The organism is Burkholderia semiarida, assembly GCF_029268935.1.
GTDB classification, from domain to species: domain Bacteria; phylum Pseudomonadota; class Gammaproteobacteria; order Burkholderiales; family Burkholderiaceae; genus Burkholderia; species Burkholderia semiarida.
In genome coordinates, this window is the sequence record NZ_JAHLCL010000005.1 from 145,148 (window position 1) to 162,351 (window position 17,204).

Annotated in this window: 15 protein-coding genes; 8 read left to right on the forward strand and 7 right to left on the reverse strand. The window is 68.1% G+C overall.

Annotated elements, in window-relative coordinates:
• The first annotated feature begins 4 nt into the window (after positions 1 to 4).
• Both KPB06_RS07475 and KPB06_RS07480 read left to right on the forward strand, forming a co-directional pair.
• The gene (locus tag KPB06_RS07475; RefSeq protein WP_059574878.1) at positions 5 to 838 is read left to right on the forward strand and encodes an oxidoreductase; all 834 of its coding nucleotides are present in this window, start codon (positions 5 to 7) and stop codon (positions 836 to 838) included.
• A 135-nt stretch (positions 839 to 973) separates the two neighbouring features.
• Entirely contained in the window at positions 974 to 1,810 is an 837-nt protein-coding gene (locus KPB06_RS07480) for an alpha/beta fold hydrolase (protein WP_059574880.1), read from the forward strand.
• A 96-nt stretch (positions 1,811 to 1,906) separates the two neighbouring features.
• Here the strand turns inward: KPB06_RS07480 and KPB06_RS07485 are convergent, their stop codons facing one another.
• Complete coding sequence (locus KPB06_RS07485; RefSeq protein ID WP_059574882.1) at positions 1,907 to 2,827, reverse strand: LysR substrate-binding domain-containing protein; 921 nt, start codon at positions 2,825 to 2,827, stop codon at positions 1,907 to 1,909.
• Between the two features lie 166 nt (positions 2,828 to 2,993).
• Between KPB06_RS07485 and KPB06_RS07490 the strand changes: the two genes are divergently transcribed.
• On the forward strand, positions 2,994 to 3,674 hold the full coding sequence (locus KPB06_RS07490; RefSeq protein WP_059574884.1) for a LysE family translocator: 681 nt from the start codon (positions 2,994 to 2,996) through the stop codon (positions 3,672 to 3,674).
• A 77-nt stretch (positions 3,675 to 3,751) separates the two neighbouring features.
• Here KPB06_RS07490 and KPB06_RS07495 read toward each other — a convergent pair whose 3' ends face one another.
• The 4 genes from KPB06_RS07495 to KPB06_RS07510 form a co-directional block, all read right to left on the reverse strand.
• Positions 3,752 to 4,459, reverse strand: a complete 708-nt coding sequence (locus tag KPB06_RS07495) for a DUF3142 domain-containing protein (RefSeq protein WP_059574885.1) — start codon at positions 4,457 to 4,459, stop codon at positions 3,752 to 3,754.
• Between the two features lie 5 nt (positions 4,460 to 4,464).
• Positions 4,465 to 6,633 carry a PA5441 family protein gene (locus KPB06_RS07500; protein WP_060009267.1) on the reverse strand — a complete coding sequence of 723 codons (2,169 nt, stop codon included), beginning with the start codon at positions 6,631 to 6,633 and terminating at the stop codon, positions 4,465 to 4,467.
• A 145-nt stretch (positions 6,634 to 6,778) separates the two neighbouring features.
• Positions 6,779 to 8,191, reverse strand: a complete 1,413-nt coding sequence (locus KPB06_RS07505; protein WP_059574890.1) for a hypothetical protein — start codon at positions 8,189 to 8,191, stop codon at positions 6,779 to 6,781.
• Positions 8,192 to 8,222: 31 nt separating this feature from the next.
• Complete coding sequence (locus tag KPB06_RS07510; RefSeq protein WP_275905420.1) at positions 8,223 to 8,984, reverse strand: 2-keto-4-pentenoate hydratase; 762 nt, start codon at positions 8,982 to 8,984, stop codon at positions 8,223 to 8,225.
• 366 nt (positions 8,985 to 9,350) lie between these two features.
• On the opposite strand from KPB06_RS07510, the gene KPB06_RS07515 reads away from it, so the two are divergent.
• Both KPB06_RS07515 and KPB06_RS07520 read left to right on the forward strand, forming a co-directional pair.
• On the forward strand, positions 9,351 to 9,830 hold the full coding sequence (locus tag KPB06_RS07515; protein WP_124659122.1) for a universal stress protein: 480 nt from the start codon (positions 9,351 to 9,353) through the stop codon (positions 9,828 to 9,830).
• A gap of 13 nt (positions 9,831 to 9,843) precedes the next feature.
• Positions 9,844 to 10,035: a DUF2964 family protein gene (locus KPB06_RS07520; RefSeq protein WP_059640780.1), complete on the forward strand. Its 192-nt coding sequence runs from the start codon at positions 9,844 to 9,846 to the stop codon at positions 10,033 to 10,035.
• 118 nt (positions 10,036 to 10,153) lie between these two features.
• Here the strand turns inward: KPB06_RS07520 and KPB06_RS07525 are convergent, their stop codons facing one another.
• Both KPB06_RS07525 and KPB06_RS07530 read right to left on the reverse strand, forming a co-directional pair.
• A complete protein-coding gene (locus KPB06_RS07525; RefSeq protein ID WP_059574898.1) occupies positions 10,154 to 10,498 on the reverse strand; it encodes a tetratricopeptide repeat protein in 345 nt (114 codons plus the stop codon).
• Between the two features lie 56 nt (positions 10,499 to 10,554).
• Positions 10,555 to 10,923, reverse strand: coding sequence for a hypothetical protein (locus tag KPB06_RS07530; protein WP_275905419.1), 369 nt, complete (start codon positions 10,921 to 10,923; stop codon positions 10,555 to 10,557).
• A 250-nt stretch (positions 10,924 to 11,173) separates the two neighbouring features.
• On the opposite strand from KPB06_RS07530, the gene KPB06_RS07535 reads away from it, so the two are divergent.
• The 3 genes from KPB06_RS07535 to narJ are packed head-to-tail and all read left to right on the forward strand — an operon-like array spanning position 11,174 to position 17,180.
• On the forward strand, positions 11,174 to 14,953 hold the full coding sequence (locus KPB06_RS07535; RefSeq protein WP_059574902.1) for a nitrate reductase subunit alpha: 3,780 nt from the start codon (positions 11,174 to 11,176) through the stop codon (positions 14,951 to 14,953).
• On the forward strand, positions 14,950 to 16,479 hold the full coding sequence (narH, locus tag KPB06_RS07540) for a nitrate reductase subunit beta (protein WP_059574905.1): 1,530 nt from the start codon (positions 14,950 to 14,952) through the stop codon (positions 16,477 to 16,479). The genes KPB06_RS07535 and narH overlap by 4 nt, the downstream gene beginning before the upstream one ends.
• Positions 16,476 to 17,180, forward strand: coding sequence for a nitrate reductase molybdenum cofactor assembly chaperone (narJ, locus tag KPB06_RS07545; protein ID WP_059574907.1), 705 nt, complete (start codon positions 16,476 to 16,478; stop codon positions 17,178 to 17,180). The genes narH and narJ overlap by 4 nt, the downstream gene beginning before the upstream one ends.
• Positions 17,181 to 17,204: the final 24 nt, after the last annotated feature.

A 17,204-nucleotide genomic window follows, 5' to 3' on the forward strand; every position in this document is an offset into this window, starting at 1 on the left:
TCACATGGCATCCGGCAACATCATGCTCATTACCGGCGTCAGCAGCGGTTTCGGCCGCGCGCTGGCCCAGGAAGCGCTGGCCGCCGGCCACACGGTGGTCGGCACGGTGCGCAGCGCGCAGGCGGCGCGCGACTTCGAGGCGCTGTCCGCGCAGGCGGCCGTCGCACGCGTGCTCGACGTGACCGATTTCGAGCGGATCGACGGCGTCGTCGCGGACATCGAGGCGAACGTCGGGCCCGTCGACGTGCTGGTGAACAACGCGGGTTACGGGCACGAAGGGATCATGGAGGAGTCGCCGCTCGACGAGATGCGCCGGCAGTTCGACGTGAACGTGTTCGGCGCGGTCGCGATGATGAAGGCCGTCGTGCCGTTCATGCGCGAACGCCGGCGCGGCCGCATCCTGAACATCACGTCGATGGGCGGGCACATCACGATGCCGGGCATCGCGTACTACTGCGGCAGCAAGTTCGCGCTGGAGGGCATTTCCGAGACCCTCGGCAAGGAACTCGAGCCGTTCGGCATCGCGGTGACGGCCGTCGCGCCGGGTTCGTTCCGCACCGACTGGGCCGGCCGCTCGATGGCGCGCACGCCGCGCTCGATCGCCGACTACGACGCGCTGTTCGACCCGATCCGCCGTGCGCGCGAGGAAAAGAGCGGCAAGCAGCCGGGCGACCCCGCGAAGGCCGCGCGGGCGATGCTCGCCGTCATCGCGGCGGACCATCCGCCCGCGCATCTGCTGCTCGGCAGCGACGCGCTGCGGCTCGTGCGGAGCAAGCTGGCGGCGCTGGACGACGAAATCCGCGCGTGGGAGGCGCTGACGGTGTCGACCGACGGCTGACGCGTGCCGCCGCGTCCGTTTCCTGCCGGTGGATGATCGGCCATCGCATTGCACGATAGCGTCGTGGTTTCACAATAAAGCCGATAATGGCGGCGGCCCGTTCGCCACGTTCATCCACCTCACAGGAGTACCGCGATGCCATACGTCACCACGAAGGACAACGTCGAGATTTTCTACAAGGATTGGGGTCCGAAAGACGCGCAGCCCGTCATGTTCCACCACGGCTGGCCGCTGTCCAGCGACGACTGGGATGCGCAACTGCTGTTCTTCGTCCAGCACGGCTATCGCGTGATCGCGCACGACCGGCGCGGGCACGGCCGCTCGGCGCAGGTCTGGGACGGCCACGACATGGACCATTACGCGGCGGACGCGTTCGCGGTCGTCGAGGCGCTCGACCTGCGCAATGCGGTGCATGTCGGCCATTCGACGGGCGGCGGCGAAGTGGCGCGCTACGTCGCGAAGCACGGCGAGCCGGCCGGCCGCGTCGCGAAGGCCGTGCTGGTCAGCGCGGTGCCGCCGCTGATGCTGAAAACCGAATCGAACCCCGAAGGCCTGCCGCTGGAGGTGTTCGACGGCTTCCGGAAAGCGCTCGCCGACAATCGCGCGCAGTTCTTCCTCGACGTGGCGAGCGGTCCGTTCTACGGGTTCAATCGCGAAGGCGCGACCGTGCACCAGGGCGTGATCCGCAACTGGTGGCGGCAGGGGATGGAAGGCAGCGCGAAGGCGCATTACGACGGCATCAAGGCGTTTTCGGAAACGGACCAGACCGACGACCTGAAGTCGATCTCCGTCCCGACGCTCGTGCTGCATGGCGAGGACGATCAGATCGTGCCGATCGCGGATGCCGCGCTGAAGTCGATCAAGCTGCTGAAGAACGGCACGCTGAAGACGTACCCGGGCTATTCGCACGGCATGCTGACGGTCAATGCGGACGTGCTGAACGCCGATCTGCTGGCGTTCGTGCGGGCATGACGGTGGCGGCGCCGGCCCGCCGCGGCGGGCGGCGCCGCGATTGAAAACCGGCGATCCGGCCGCGCGAGCAAAAGGGCCGATCGCCCGCCCTCTGCTTCACCCCAAATCGACGAAGCGAACGCCCGGATGCGCGAGGCGCGGCATCCGGCCGGCCAGGAACGCATGCAACTCGCGCACCTGCGCGGTCTTCGCTGAGTCTTCCGGCCACACGAGGTAGTACGCATCGCCGGTGCTCACGGCCGTCTTGAACGGCAGCACGAGCTGCTTCTCGTCGAGGGCCGTCGCGCACAGCGCGAGGTCGCCGATCGACATCCCGTGGCCGGCGATGGCCGCCGCGATCCCCTGTTCGAGCATGTCGAACACCTGCCCGCGCGTGATGTCCACATCGAGATCGTGACCGCTGCCGTTGAGCCAGCGGCGCCAGTCGCGCCGGTCGGGCGACGGATGGATCAGCTCGCACGCGGCGGGATTCGTACGCGCGAGCGTGGCGGTGGCCCGCGAGCACACCGGAATCAGCCATTCGTCGAACAGCTTCACGCAATGCGTGCTTTCGCCGAACTTGCCCGCGCCGAGCAGGATCGCGCAATCGTAGGATTCGCTGAAAAAATCCACGGTATCGACATCCATCCACACGCTCGCGATCTGCACCTCGAACGCCGGCCGCGTGCCGCGAAAGGCGGCCAGCGCGTCGAGCAGCCAGCGCATCGTGAGCGTGGAGGGCGCCTTGAGCCGCAGCACGTCGCGTTGCGTGCGGAACAGCATGCACGCTTCCTCGATCTGCCGGAACCCGCGCCTGAGGCCGGCCGCGAAGATATGGGCTTCCGCCGTCACGGTCATCCTGGGCCCGCGTCGGACGAACAGCTTCCGGCCGAAGTAGGCTTCGAGCGTCTTCACGTGCTTGCTGACCGCGCTTTGCGTCAGGCTCAGTTCCTCGGCGGCCAGCGTGAACGAGCCGGTGCGCGCGGCACTCTCGAATGCGCGCAACGCGTAGACGGGCGGAAGCGGTTTGGCTTTCATGGATTTCGAATATGAATAAAACTCATGTCATCAGACAGGATTTTCCGTTTTAGCTCGACAGAGCGGGCGCGTGATACTGCTTATCGCCGTGTCTTTCGCGATATCGGACCTCCATGATGCCACTGTGACGTACACGCCCCCGACTCATCAAACAGAACTTTTTGTCATGACGCTCCATTACCCGCTGCTGTTCGCCTACCTCGCCGCGATCGTGCTGCTCATCGCGACGCCCGGCCCGGTCGTGATGCTCGTGACGGGCACCGTCGCGCGACGCGGGTTCCGTCAGGGCGTGCTGACCGCGGTGGGCGCGAACGCCGCGAGCCTCGTGATGATCGCGGGTGCGATGCTGATGGTGTTCGGCGTCGTGATGGTCAGCGCCCGCCTGCTTGCCGGGCTGCATGTCGCGGGGTGCCTGTTCATCGCGGGGCTTGCCATCCGGACGCTGCTCGGCGAATGGCGCGCCGCCCGCGAGCGTGGCGGCGACGGCGCGGCCGCAGCGGAGGCGGCGGCGGGCGAACCCGCGGCGGGCGAACCCGTGGCGCGGCCGCGCGGTTTGCCGGGCATCGTGCGCGGTTTCCTCGTCGGCATCGCGAACCCGAAGGACCTGCTGTTCTTCGTCGCGTTCTTTCCGCAGTTCGTCGCCATCACGCCCGATTCGCGCGTGAGCCTCGCGATCCTCGCCGCGTTGTGGATCGCGGTCGATTTCACGATCCTGACCGGCTATATGGCGGCGATCAACCACCCGGCGATGCATCGGAAGCAGCGATGGATCTCGGCGTCGTCGGCGCTCGCGCTGCTCGCGATTGCGCTCGCCGGGCTCGGCAGCATGATCGCGGGCGCCGCTTAGTGCAGCGTACTGCCGCGGCGTTCGGCGTTACCGCTTCGTTGGCGCCGCGTGCGGCCCGTTATCAGCGTGGACGGGTTTCAGCCGTTGCGCAGGAACACGACGTAGCCGCGGAACCACGGGTTCGTCGCGAGATACGGCGGCGCGTCCCAGTCGCCGCCCTGGATCACGCCGATGCGAAACGGCAGTTGCAGCCGCGCGACGCGCGGCAGGTACGCCGCGTAGTCGGGGATCGTGCGGCGGCCCTGGTAGGTCTGCACGACCACCTCGTCGACGATGCCCTTGAGCGCGTTGACCTGGTCGGTATCGATGCGGCTGCTCCAGTCGAGCAGCCCCGTGATGCTGAGCTGGCAATCGGCGGGCAAGGTCTCGCGCAGCGTGCGCAGGAACGCGAGGTAATCCTGCAGGTGGCGCGTGCCCGCATCGAAATCGATCTGGATGCCGGCGATCGTGCGGCCCGACGCACGCCAGCGCGCGAGCTGCGCGAGCATGATCTGCGTGACGCGCGGTGTCCAGCGCAGCGTATGCGCACGATAGACGAGCCACACGCGCGCGTCGGGCGCGGGCGGCAGTGCGACGCCCTGCGCGATCACGCGCACCTGCGACTCGTCCCGCGGCGACGCCTCGATCTGTCCTTGCAGCACGTAGACGATGCGCGCGTCGCGCACGACCGCCTGCGGCTTCACGCCCGCCCACAGCCAGAACGCGTCGTACCGCGCGGCGTCGACGGTGCCGGCCAGCGCGACGCGCGCGGCCAGCAGCAGCGCGACGCACGCGATGCGCTTCATGCGGCCTACCAGTAGTAGCGGAGCTTCTGCGCCCACGGGCTGCCCGGATAGGCCGTCTTCAGCGTGTCGAACCAGCGCTTGCGCGTGCTCTTCGACACCTCCTTGCCGCCGCATTCGTTGGCGCCGGCCGGTGCATAGCACCTGATCGCACGGTAGAACGCGTACGCGCGATCGTTCGGGTTCGCCTGCGTATCGGCCATCACCGTCACGTAGCTCGACATCCGCTCGTACGGCTTGCCGGCGAACTGCGACGGCGCCGCGCCGAGTGTCGGCGGCACGCGCGTGGCGGCCGCGCTCGACCCGTTGCGGACCCACGCGGGCACCGGATCGATTTCGAGGCCCGACGCCGGCGGATGCACGCGCACGAAATCGGCGAGGCAGTTCAGCCCTTTCGGATCGGCCGGATTCTGCTGCAGCGTCGCGGCGATGTCGCGCGCCGAGGGGCACGTGTAGCCGTCCTCGTTTTTCGCGCCGGCGGCGATGAACGGCTTCAACGGATCGGCGGGCGTGCCCGATACCAGCGCGGTATCGGCGAGGAAGTCCGCGTAGTGCGAACGCGTGAGTTCCTTGTACAGCAGCGTATACAGCGCGGTGTCGCGCAGCGCGCCGCTCGTCGCCTGATTCTGCGCCTGCGCGCGCAACAGGTCGGCATTGGCCGCGCGCTGCAGCAGCACCGCAAGGATCGCGGCGTTCTGCACGAGCGAATCGTCGGCGAATGCGTCGTTGACGAGCCCGGCCTGTTCCAGGTTGATCGCGAGCGCGAGTTCCAGCATTTCGCGCTGGAAGCGGAATTTCGCGAGCGGGATCAGGTCGCGCCACAGCTGGCGGGCCGTGTCGTTCTGGCCGCTGTCCTCCAGCGCGAACCCGCGCAGCGCCTGCTGGCTGAGGCCGAAGTAGTCGAGCGGCGCGGCGGGCGTCCGCGGCAGCAGATCGAGGGCGGCGTCCGGCTTGTGCCCGATCTGCACGTACCAGGTCGCGAGCAGGTAGTCGTACAGCGCGGGCGCGTTCGCGAAGCGCGGCTTCTGCGCCTGCAGTTCGTCGAGCGTCATCGGCTTGCGGCTCGCATCGCTGCTGTCCGACGCGCGCATGCGCAGCAGGTCGACGGTGGCGAGTACGGTCGGCGACTGGATCTGGCCGGCGTCGAATTCCGGGCCGAACAGCAGCTTGCTGTCGAGTTCGTTCGCCAGTTGCATCAGCGGCACGTTCGACGTCGCTGGCGACCAGCGCGCGAGTGCATGGCTGTACAGGTCGGCCTGCTGCGTGACGTTGCCGCCGAGCCACGCGACCCGTCGCAACAGCCCGGCCGCGGACACCGCATAGCGTCCCTTCGGATACACCTTCAGGTAGGTTCGGAACACGGTGTTCGCCGCGTCGAGCGACACCTTCGTCACGCGCGCGCGCGTCGGCGTCGGGCTGTCGTGGTCGAATACGTTGGCTTGCGCGGCGTTCAACTGCGCGCGCCCGGCCATGTAGAGGCCGGTTTCCTTCAGCCACGGGTCCGCGCTGTGCGATGCGTTCGCGAAGGCGCGGGTCGCGGTGAGGAAGTCGGCGCGATAGAACGCGTTCGTGCCGTCGAGGTACGCGGCGAACTGCTGGCCGAGCGGCGACTTGACCGGCGGCTTCGCCCATGCGGCGCTCGCGGCGCCCGCGCCACAGGTTTTCTGCGCGATGTCGGCGCGCGCCGCGCGCAGGCGGGCGGCTTCGTCGGCGGGCAGGCCGCCGGCGCCGCCGAGTGCTTCGTTGAACGCGTCCACGCCGGCGCTCATGCTGCGGCAGATGCTGCCTTCGCCGTCCGCGTACCGGTTCGACGACGCATCGGCGTCCGCCGCGCTACCGGTCTTGTCGGGCTCCTTCTGGCCGATGTAGATCCATCCGGAGAAATCCATCGGGAACGGCACGACGATCTGGTTGATCCGCTCTTTCGCCGGGATGGTCTTCGGGTCCGGGAACACCTGCGCGACCTTGGCGCTGTCGGCCATCATCAGCATCGCGTTGATGCGCGTGTCGTTGGCGGGCGTCAGCATCGGCACGTTGCCGCACGAGTATGAAGCCTGCCGGAGCGTGGTCGGCACGTAGCAGCCGTCGTCGCCGCTGGCATGGGCGGCCGGCATCCAGAGCAGGCTGGCCGCCAGCGCGGCGAACAGGTGGCGGTGCAGCGTCGGTGTTTTTCGCATTTTTCTTGTGCTGGTTAGGGGCCGCGACGGCCGGGTCTCTCAGGGGGCGCGCTGCCCCGGCGCGTATCGTACCTCACGGCGCGTGACGGCCGGCGGGGCGCCAACCGAGCCGGGCGCGCGCGAGCGTCGCGGCCGTGCCCGCGCCTCACGCGCACACGCTGCTGGCGATGCCTCCGTCGTTCATTTCGTCGAGCGTGGCGCGCAAATCGTCGATGGCCACCATCAGCTCGCGCACTTGCCGCAACGACGGGTACTGATGCAGCACGGCTTGCCATTGCGGCAGCGTCAGCAGGGCATGCCAGATGACGCCGAGGCCGTCCGGATCGGCGTCCGGCCGCCGCGCGAGCGCGCTCGCGTATTCGAGGCTCGCCTGCGCGGACAGCAACTGCATCCGGCTCGCAGCGCCCAGCAGGCGCGGCGTCGCGTCCGCGGACGCGTCGCAGCAATACAGTACTTCGCGCGGCAGCGCCGCTTCGTCGGTCGTCAATGCGTGCAGCGATGCGCCATGCACGCGCACCGTGCCCTGGTGCGTCTCGAATGCATAGACCGTGTCGGGATCCGCCTGCGCGAGCAGGTTCAGGCCGCGCAGCAGCCGCGGCAGATCGGTCGTCGCGGCATCCGCGGAGGCCTTCGCCTCGACGAGGAAGCGCACGTTCCACGCAGGCGCCGGGTCGCTGCCGCGCGCCCGTTCGAGCAGGATCGCGTCCCATTCGGTTTTCGCGCGGTCGTGCCGGCCCGGGATCGACGACGGCACGCGCATCGACGTGACCACGCGGTAGGTACGCTGCTCGTCCGCCGCGTCGAGCCGGCGCGCCAATGCGTCGAGCGCCTGTGCCGCCAGCGCTTCGACGGCCGCGCCGCGCCGCTGGGACGCGGCGCCTTGCGCGACGGCCACCGTGCTGCCGACGAGCGGCCCCTGCCGCACCCACAACGCGCGGTAGCGACGGACGTCCTCGTCCGCGGCGAGCGCATCGAGCCGCAGCATGCGTTCGAGCGCGGGGCTGTCCTTGAGCCTGACGATGTCCTGCTCGAATGCCGCGTCGGTCGCCGTCTCGGGCCGCGCGAGCAGGTGCGCGAGCGCCGCGTGCAGTTCGGCCCACGACGCCGCGGCCGCGGCCGCGTGCAGGCGCGCGAGGCCGTCGCGTTGCCATGCGTGGGCGCTGCGCTCGAGCTTGGCCGGGTGCGCGATCGCATTGACGGCCGAGTGCAGCGCGCGCCGGTCCTGCTCCGCGTGCGCGGACAACGACGCGTATTCGCGCACGCTCGGCGCATCGTGGCGCAGCACCGATGCCTGAAACGACGGATCGCCGGACGACGGATCCATCGCATCGCGGATCATCCGCCCGAGCGCGTCGATGAAGCGCTGCCGCAAGTCCGCGCCGGGCGCGTGGCCGTCCGCCCGCATGCTGCGCGCTTCCTCGATCACGATCGCCAGCGCGGTGGCCGGATTCGTCGCGTCGGTCAGTGCCGACGCGCGGTCGAGCGGCGGCAGCCGGTAACGGCGCGCGACGGTGCGCAGCGTCGCGTCGAGCAGGGCGGGAAGCGGTGTCAGCGACATGGCGGACGGGAGCGTGAAAGCGACCGAACCGTCACGCGGTCAACGTCACCGACAGGCTGCCGAGCTCGCCGAAGCGGACCGTCAGCACATCGCCGAGCGGCACGTCGATCGCGCCCGCGTACGAGCCGGTCGTCACGATCTGGCCGGCGCGCACCGCGTCGCCGCGCGACGCGAGGAAATTGACGAGCCACACCAGCGGCTTGAGCGGATCGCCGTCCGGATGGCTGCCGTCGATCGTGCGGTTCAGCGCGCCTTCGAACGACAACGCCAGCGTCGCGAGCGGCACGTTCAACCCATCGGGCACGACCGGGCCGACGCACAGCCCCTGGTTGAATTGCCCGTCGGCCAGCAGCTCGAACTTCGACGCGCGCGCGGGCTCCGCGTAGCGGCAGCCGAGCACCTCGAGCACGATGCGCACCTCGCGGATCGCCGCGCGCACGTCGTCTTCGTCGTACGGGTGCTCGCGCGCGGGCAGGTCGCGATCGAGCACGAATGCGATTTCCGGTTCGATCCGCACGATCGGTCCGCCGACGACGCGGTACGGTGCATCGGCTTCGCGGATCGTCGACGCGAAGATCGGCGCGAGGATCACGCGATCGGGCGGCGGCAGCGCGCATTTCCATCCGCCGACGGGTTCGCCGAGCAAATCGGCCACGCGCTGCTGGATCGCGAGCGCGGTCTCGATGTCGTCGGGACGCAGTGCATCGGGCAACAGCGGGCCGGGCGAGCCGGCATGGCGGGCGGCGACGAGATGCTGGGCGGCGCCGTCCACGCGTTCGATAGTCGTTGTCATGTCGGTTGAGCGAGTTGAAAGTGGGGCCGGCAAAAAAGGGCCGGACGAAAGTCGCATGGTTGATGATAGCGCCTTCGGCGCGATGGCTGTTCGGTCGTGTCGGGATCGAGAGCGGCAACGCGAGCACGGAAGCCGGCGGAATCCGCCCGGACGCTCGGACCGACATGCGGATCGGCGGCCTGATCGACGACGTGGTTCGCACTTCCGGTTCCGCTTCGCCGCTTGTCCGGGCGCCCGCGTCGTCCGGTCGCAGGCCGGACGTTTGCCGGCTTGATCGTCGTCAAGACCGGAACCCGCTGTCGGCCGATGATGACGACATGGCCGCACGCGACAGCGCGCGCGGCAACTCACCCCAGCGAGGTTCGCATGTACGAGAAGATCATGGTGGCCGTCGACGGCAGCGCTTCGTCGAAACAGGCGCTTGCCGAGGCCGTGAAGGTGGCGCTGGCGGGCGACGCGCACGTCAGCGTCGTGTATGTGGTCGACAAGTCGGTGCTGTTCACGTATGCGGGCCGTATCGATCCGCACGCGCTCGTCGAGGAAATCCGCGACGACGGGCGCAAGGTGCTGCGCGAAGCCGAACAGATCATCGCGCTGGCCGGCGCGAAGGGCGAAGCCGAACTGGTCGAGACCGAGAGCATCGGCGAGGACATCGCGGAGCGGCTGCAGCGCTACGTGAAGGAGCGTGGCATCGATCTCGCGGTGGTCGGCACGCACGGGCGGCGCGGCATCCGGCGCGTGCTGCTCGGCAGCGTCGCCGAGCGCTTCGTGCGCGGCTCGAAGTGCCCGGTGCTGCTGATTCGCGGCGACGACGCCGACGTGAAGGCGGCCTCGGCCGCGGCATGACGCGGTGCGCGCGATGATACGCCGCCAGTACCGCATCGTCGTCGCGGCGATCGCCGTGTTCATGTCGCTGGCCGGAATGATGGCCGTCGTGACGGGCCTGTTGTTCGATGCCGCGACGATGCTGCGCGGCGGCGCCATCGCGTTGATCGTCGGCGTGGCCGGCTTCGTCGTGATGTTGAACCCGGGGCCGAAAGGCGAGGAGTGATGCGTCGCGTCGCGCGCGATGGCGAACGCATCCGCACACGTCGACATGCTGTCCCGCGACGATCCGCGCCAGCCGTGATGTGGGGTTTCCCGACGATCACGGCTTGCCGCGCGTGTCGTCACGTGCGGCTCGTACCGGGCGCCGTCGCACCGGCCGAGCGCGCCTGCACGTTCAACCGCTTCAACGTTTCCGCCAGCGCGGCGTTCGCCGGCTGAATTTTCTCCGCCTGCGCGAACGCGTTGCGCGCTTCATCCCGGTGGCCCAGCTTCCACAGCACTTCGCCCTTGCGCTCGAGCCCGATCGCCAGGGCTTCGCGCGCGTCGTCGTCCTTCGCGAGGATTGCGATCGCGCGGTCGAACCATGCGAGCGCGTCGTCGTTGCGGCCGAGGCGATACAGCGCCCAGCCCTTGCTGTCGAGCGCATACGCCACGTCCGGCGATTGCGCGAGATGCGTGTCGATCATCGCGAGCCCGCGCTCGACCGCGACGCCCGCATCGGCGAGCCGATAGCCGACGTCGTTCAGCCGATCGTCTGGAATCCTGTCGGAAGATCGACGTTGCTCGGCGTGCGCGACTGCGCGTAGTCGGTGTCGCCGTTCGCATCCGAATGGCCGCACGGCAGATATCCGTTCTCCACGTCTAGCAGATACGGGACGCCGGCGTGCACCTTTTGGCCGCCCGGGTCGATCAGATGGAACGACTCGCCGAGGTCGCCGTCGCCGACGACCGCGTTGAACACCCACTTCTTTTGCGGATGCCATTTCGGCAGGCGAATCCTCGCCGTGCGGCCGGCCGCGTCCGTCGTGCCGAAGATCACGCTGTCGTGCTGGTCCGGCTTGACGGGCACCCCCGCAATGACCTGGCCGGGCAGAAACAGCCGGTCGCGCACGTTCGGCCGCGGTTGTTGCGCGCAGCATAGCAGGCGGCGCGATTCGAGCGCTCTCCCTTTGCCCTCATTGTTGCGGGCAGATGAACGATTCCGTGATTTGTATCAACTTGTGATATTTGGATCCGTCTGACAATGGGTTCGACCACGGTGAGCAGGGCGAAATGATCGAAATCCGATTGTCCTTTACAACCGGCATTTCACCTCCTTAAATAATCAGGGTCTGCAAAAAGACCGGAAAAACGAGATCCCCATGAGCCATTTCCTGGATAGATTGCGTTATTTCTCCACCACGAGGCCACGCTTTTCCGATGGACACGGCGCTGTCACAGACGAAGACCGCAAGTGGGAAGACGGTTACCGGATGCGCTGGCAGCACGACAAGATCGTCCGCTCGACCCACGGCGTGAACTGCACGGGTTCGTGCTCGTGGAAGGTCTACGTGAAAGGTGGGATCGTCACGTGGGAAACCCAGCAGACCGATTATCCGCGCACGCGCCCGGACATGCCGAACCACGAGCCGCGCGGCTGCTCGCGCGGCGCATCGTACTCGTGGTATCTGTACAGCGCGAACCGTCTCAAGCACCCGATGGTGCGCAGCGCGCTCGTGAAGCTGTGGCGTGAACGCCGCCGCACGCTGGGCGCCGTCGACGCGTGGCGCTCGATCGTCGAGGACGACGAAGCACGCCGGTCGTACCAGAGCCGGCGCGGGCTCGGCGGGTTCGTGCGCGCGAGCTGGGACGAGGTCAACGAGCTCGTTGCGGCCGCAAACGTCTACACGGTCGAGCGTCATGGCCCCGATCGCGTGGTCGGCTTCTCGCCGATCCCGGCGATGTCGATGGTGTCGTACGCCGCCGGCTCGCGCTACCTGTCGCTGATCGGCGGCGTGTGCCTGAGCTTCTACGACTGGTATTGCGACCTGCCGCCCGCGTCGCCGCAGACCTGGGGCGAGCAGACCGACGTGCCGGAATCGGCCGACTGGTACAACTCGACGTTCATCATGATGTGGGGCTCCAATGTCCCGCAGACGCGCACGCCCGACGCGCACTTCCTCGTCGAGGCGCGCTATCGCGGCACCAAGGTCGTGTCGGTGTTCCCCGACTACTCGGAAGGCGCGAAATTCGGCGACCTGTGGCTGCATCCGAAGCAGGGCACCGACGCGGCGCTCGCGCTCGCGATGGGGCACGTGATCCTGAAGGAGTTCCATTTAGCGCGCAAGAGCGACTACTTCATCGACTACTGCAAGCGCTACACCGACATGCCGGCGCTCGTGCGCCTCGTGCCGCACGGCGACGGCTACGTGCCCGAGCGCCTCGTGCGCGCGTCCGACTTCGACGACGCGCTCGACGAAGCCGCGCATCCGGAGTGGAAGACCGTGATGATCGACGACGCGACCGGTGAATTCGTCGTGCCGGTCGGCTCGATCGGCTTCCGCTGGGGCCAGCAGGGCAAGGACGGATCGAGCGACAAGGGCAAGTGGAACCTGCGCGGCGAGACGTCGAAGGGCGCGGCGCTGTCGCCGCGGCTGTCGTGCACGACCGCGCACGACGACGTGGTCGACGTGCTGTTCCCGTACTTCGGCAACCAGCCGCATGCGCACTTCAATTCGACGCAGCACGCATCCGAGCTGTCGCGCCGGATCGGCGTGCGGCGCGTGGCGAACCGCGACGGCGACATGCTGGTCGCGACCGTCTACGACCTGTTCGTCGCGAACTACGGGCTCGACCAGGGGCTGGGCGGGCGCGACGTGGCCGCGAGCTACGACGACGACCTGCCCTACACGCCCGCATGGCAGGAGGCAATCACCGGCGTGAAGCGCGCGGACGTGATCTCGGTCGCGCGGCAGTTCGCGGAGAACGCGCACAAGACGCAGGGCAAGTCGATGGTGATCATCGGCGCGGGGATCAACCACTGGTTCCACATGGACATGTCGTACCGCGCGATCATCAACATGCTGATCATGTGCGGCTGCATCGGCAAGCCGGGCGGCGGCTGGTCGCATTACGTCGGCCAGGAGAAACTGCGCCCGCAGACCGGCTGGACCGCGCTCGCGTTCGCGCTCGACTGGAGCCGGCCGCCGCGGCACATGAATGCGACCTCGTTCTTCTACGCGCACACCGACCAGTGGCGCTACGACACGATGGACCCGGGCGCGCTGCTGTCGCCGCTCGCGGACAGGGCGCAGTTCCACGGCTCGCCGATCGACTACAACGTGCGTGCGGAACGGATGGGCTGGCTGCCGTCCGCGCCGCAGCTCGCGGCGAATCCGCTGAAGGTCGGCGCGAGCCTGGACGACCCGTCGCGGGCCGGTGCGGACATCGCGCAACGGTTGAAGGCCGGCACGCTGCGGATGGCGTGCGAGGACCCGGACGCACCCGGCAACTTCCCGCGCAACCTGTTCGTGTGGCGCTCGAACCTGCTCGGCTCGTCGGGCAAGGGCCACGAGTATTTCCTGAAGCATCTGCTCGGCACCACCAACGGTGTGCAAGGGGAGGACCTCGGCGCGACGGGCGGCGCGCGCCCCGAGGAAGTGAATTGGCGCGACGACGCGCCGCGCGGCAAGCTCGACCTGCTCGTCACGCTCGACTTCCGGATGTCGACGACCTGCATGTATTCGGACATCGTGCTGCCGACCGCGACGTGGTACGAGAAGGACGACATGAACACGTCCGACATGCATCCGTTCATTCATCCGCTGTCGGCGGCGGTCGATCCTGCATGGGAATCGAAGAGCGACTGGGAGATCTTCAAGGGGATCGCGAAGCGCTTCTCCGAGCTGTGCGACGGGCATCTCGGCGTCGAGCGCGACGTCGTGCTCGCGCCGATCGCGCACGACACGCCGGGCGAGCTCGCGCAGCCGTTCGACGTGCAGGACTGGAAGCGCGGCGAATGCGAACCGGTGCCGGGTCGCACGATGCCGAACGTGATCGCGGTCGAGCGCGACTACCCGAACACGTATGCGCGCTTCACGTCGCTCGGGCCCCTGATGGACAAGCTCGGCAACGCGGGCAAGGGCATCGGGTGGGATACGCGGGATGAAGTGAAGCTGCTCGGCGAGCTCAACTACACGGTCGCTCAAGGCGCTGCACAAGGCCGCCCGCGCATCGACACCGCGCTCGACGCGGCCGAGGTGATTCTCGCGCTCGCGCCGGAGACCAACGGGGAAGTGGCGGTGAAGGCATGGCGCGCGCTGTCCGGCATCACCGGTATCGACCACACGCACCTGGCCGCCGCGCGCGCGGACGAGAAGATCCGCTTTCGCGACATCCAGGCGCAGCCGCGCAAGATCATCTCGTCGCCGACGTGGAGCGGGATTGAATCGGAGCACGTGTCGTACAACGCGGGCTACGTGAACGTGCACGAGCTGGTGCCGTGGCGCACGCTGACCGGCCGTCAGCAGTTGTACCAGGATCACCCGTGGATGCGCGCGTTCGGCGAATCGCTGTGCGCATACAAGCCGCCGATCGACACCGGCAGCTACGCGCACATGGTCGGCAAGCGTTCGAACGGCAACCCGGAGCGCGTGCTGAATTTCCTGACGCCGCATCAGAAGTGGGGGATCCACAGCACGTACACCGACAACCTGCTGATGCTGACGCTGTCGCGCGGCGGCCCGATCGTATGGATGTCGGAGGACGACGCGAAGGCGATCGGCGCGGCCGACAACGACTGGATCGAGTGCTACAACTCGAACGGCGCGTTGTGCGCGCGGGCCGTCGTGAGCCAGCGGATTCCGTCCGGGATGGTGATGATGTACCACGCGCAGGAAAAGATCGTGAACACGCCGGGATCCGAGATCACCGGCACGCGCGGCGGCATTCACAACTCGGTCACGCGCATCGCGCTGAAGCCGACTCACATGATCGGCGGCTATGCGCAACTGTCGTACGGCTTCAACTACTACGGCACGGTCGGCTCGAATCGCGACGAGTTCCTGATCGTGCGCAGGATGAACAGGATCGACTGGCTCGACGGGGAAGACGCCGCGAGCGACCCGACAACGCAGGCCGTTCGCATCGGAGAAACGTCATGAAAATCCGCGCACAGATCGCGATGGTGCTGAACCTCGACAAGTGCATCGGCTGCCATACCTGCTCGGTGACCTGCAAGAACGTGTGGACGAGCCGCGAAGGAATGGAATACGCGTGGTTCAACAACGTCGAGACGAAGCCGGGCATCGGCTATCCGAAGGACTGGGAGAACCAGGATCGCTGGCGCGGCGGCTGGCAGCGGCGCGCGGACGGCAGGATCGAGCCGCGCCTCGGCGGCAAGTGGCGGCTGCTCGCGCAGATCTTCGCGAACCCGCACCTGCCCGAGATAGACGATTACTACGAGCCGTTCACATTCGATTACGCGCACCTGCAGGAAGCCGGCAACACGCGCGCGATGCCGGTCGCGCGGCCGCGTTCGGTGATCAGCGGCCAGCGGCTCGAGAAGATCGAGTGGGGGCCGAACTGGGAGGAAATCCTCGGCGGCGAGTTCGAGAAGCGCGCGAAGGACATCAACTTCGAGAACGTGCAGAAGGACATCTACGGGCAGTTCGAGAACACCTTCATGATGTACCTGCCGCGCCTGTGCGAGCACTGCCTGAACCCGGCGTGCGTCGCGTCGTGCCCGTCGGGCTCGATCTACAAGCGCGAGGAAGACGGCATCGTGCTGATCGACCAGGACAAGTGCCGCGGCTGGCGCATGTGCGTGTCGGGCTGCCCGTACAAGAAGATCTACTACAACTGGCAGAGCGGCAAGGCCGAGAAGTGCATCTTCTGCTATCCGCGCATCGAGGCCGGCCAGCCGACCGTGTGCTCGGAAACCTGCGTGGGCCGCATCCGCTACCTCGGCGTGCTGCTGTACGACGCCGACCGGATCGGCGAGGCGGCCAGTGCCGCGAACGAGAAGGATCTGTACGAAGCGCAACTGTCGCTGTTCGTCGATCCGGACGATCCGGCCGTGATCGCGCAGGCCGAGCGCGACGGCGTGCCGGCCGCGTGGATCGACGCCGCGCGGCGTTCGCCGACCTACAAGATGGCGATCGACTGGAAGATCGCGTTCCCGCTGCATCCGGAATACCGGACGCTGCCGATGGTGTGGTACGTGCCGCCGCTGTCGCCGATCAACGCGGCCGCCAATAGCGGCGACCTGGGGATGAACGGCTACCTGCCGGACGTCGAATCGCTGCGCATTCCGCTGCGCTATCTGGCCAATCTGCTGACGGCCGGTGACGAGGCGCCCGTGAAGCGCGCGCTCGAACGGCTGCTGGCGATGCGCGCGTTCATGCGCGCGCGCCACGTGGACGGCATCGATGCGCGCGGCGTGCTCGATCAGGTCGGGCTGTCGCTCGCGCAGGTCGAGGAGATGTATCGCTATCTGGCGATCGCGAACTACGAGGATCGCTTCGTGATCCCGACCACCCACCGCGAATACGCGGAGAACGCGTACGACCTGCGCGCGTCGTGCGGCTTTTCGTTCGGCAACGGCTGCTCGGACGGCCGTTCCGAGACGAGCCTGTTCAGCCCGAGGAAGGGCAACAAGACGATTCCGATTCACGAGGCTGCCCGATGACGAGCACCGCACCCGATCCGACCTATGCGGCGCTCGCGGCGCTGCTCGACTATCCCGACGAATCGCTGGTCGCCGCGCTCGATTCGATCGACGCGCACCTGCGCGAGCGCACGCGTTTGCCGAAAGCGGTGCGCGCGGGCCTCTACCGGTTTTTTGCGTACGTGCGCGAGCGCGATCTGCTGACGCTGCAGGAGAACTACGTCGGGCTGTTCGACCGTGGCCGCGCGACGTCGCTGTACCTGTTCGAGCACGTGCACGGCGAATCGCGCGACCGCGGGCAGGCGATGGTCGACCTGCTGCAGATGTACGAGCGGCACGGGCTGTTCCTGAACCCGGGCGAGCTGCCCGACTACCTGCCCGTGTTTCTCGAATACCTGTCGCGGCTGCCGGCGCCCGATGCCCGCAAGCTGCTCGCCGAAACCGGCGAGATCCTGAGCGCGCTGGCCGGCCAGCTCGCGCAGCGCGGCAGCCATTACAGCTTCGTCGTCGGCGCGCTGCTGCCGATGGCCGGGCTCGCGCCGGCCGACGCGCCCGACGCTGCCGACGACGACGTTGCCGCCGAGCGGCCGAGTGCCGACGACTACCGCACGCTCGACGCGTCGTATGCGGACGAGGCCGTGCGCTTCGTCGGCGCGGCAACGCCGGCGTCGACCGAGCAGACCGTGCGGTTCCACGACAAGCGGCCGGCCCGCGGCGCGTGAGCGCGGGCCCAATTGGGGAATGAC

Bases quoted from the DNA above. Each gene is read 5' to 3' on its own strand.
- KPB06_RS07490 (WP_059574884.1), top strand. From the start codon at position 2,994: ATGACGCTCCATTACCCGCTGCTGTTCGCCTACCTCGCCGCGATCGTG.
- KPB06_RS07475 (WP_059574878.1), top strand. From the start codon at position 5: ATGGCATCCGGCAACATCATGCTCATTACCGGCGTCAGCAGCGGTTTC.
- KPB06_RS07515 (WP_124659122.1), top strand. From the start codon at position 9,351: ATGTACGAGAAGATCATGGTGGCCGTCGACGGCAGCGCTTCGTCGAAA.
- KPB06_RS07480 (WP_059574880.1), top strand. From the start codon at position 974: ATGCCATACGTCACCACGAAGGACAACGTCGAGATTTTCTACAAGGAT.
- KPB06_RS07495 (WP_059574885.1), bottom strand. From the start codon at position 4,459: ATGAAGCGCATCGCGTGCGTCGCGCTGCTGCTGGCCGCGCGCGTCGCG.
- KPB06_RS07500 (WP_060009267.1), bottom strand. From the start codon at position 6,633: ATGCGAAAAACACCGACGCTGCACCGCCACCTGTTCGCCGCGCTGGCG.
- KPB06_RS07520 (WP_059640780.1), top strand. From the start codon at position 9,844: ATGATACGCCGCCAGTACCGCATCGTCGTCGCGGCGATCGCCGTGTTC.
- KPB06_RS07535 (WP_059574902.1), top strand. From the start codon at position 11,174: ATGAGCCATTTCCTGGATAGATTGCGTTATTTCTCCACCACGAGGCCA.
- KPB06_RS07525 (WP_059574898.1), bottom strand. From the start codon at position 10,498: ATGATCGACACGCATCTCGCGCAATCGCCGGACGTGGCGTATGCGCTC.
- KPB06_RS07485 (WP_059574882.1), bottom strand. From the start codon at position 2,827: ATGAAAGCCAAACCGCTTCCGCCCGTCTACGCGTTGCGCGCATTCGAG.
- narH (WP_059574905.1), top strand. From the start codon at position 14,950: ATGAAAATCCGCGCACAGATCGCGATGGTGCTGAACCTCGACAAGTGC.
- narJ (WP_059574907.1), top strand. From the start codon at position 16,476: ATGACGAGCACCGCACCCGATCCGACCTATGCGGCGCTCGCGGCGCTG.
- KPB06_RS07510 (WP_275905420.1), bottom strand. From the start codon at position 8,984: ATGACAACGACTATCGAACGCGTGGACGGCGCCGCCCAGCATCTCGTC.
- KPB06_RS07505 (WP_059574890.1), bottom strand. From the start codon at position 8,191: ATGTCGCTGACACCGCTTCCCGCCCTGCTCGACGCGACGCTGCGCACC.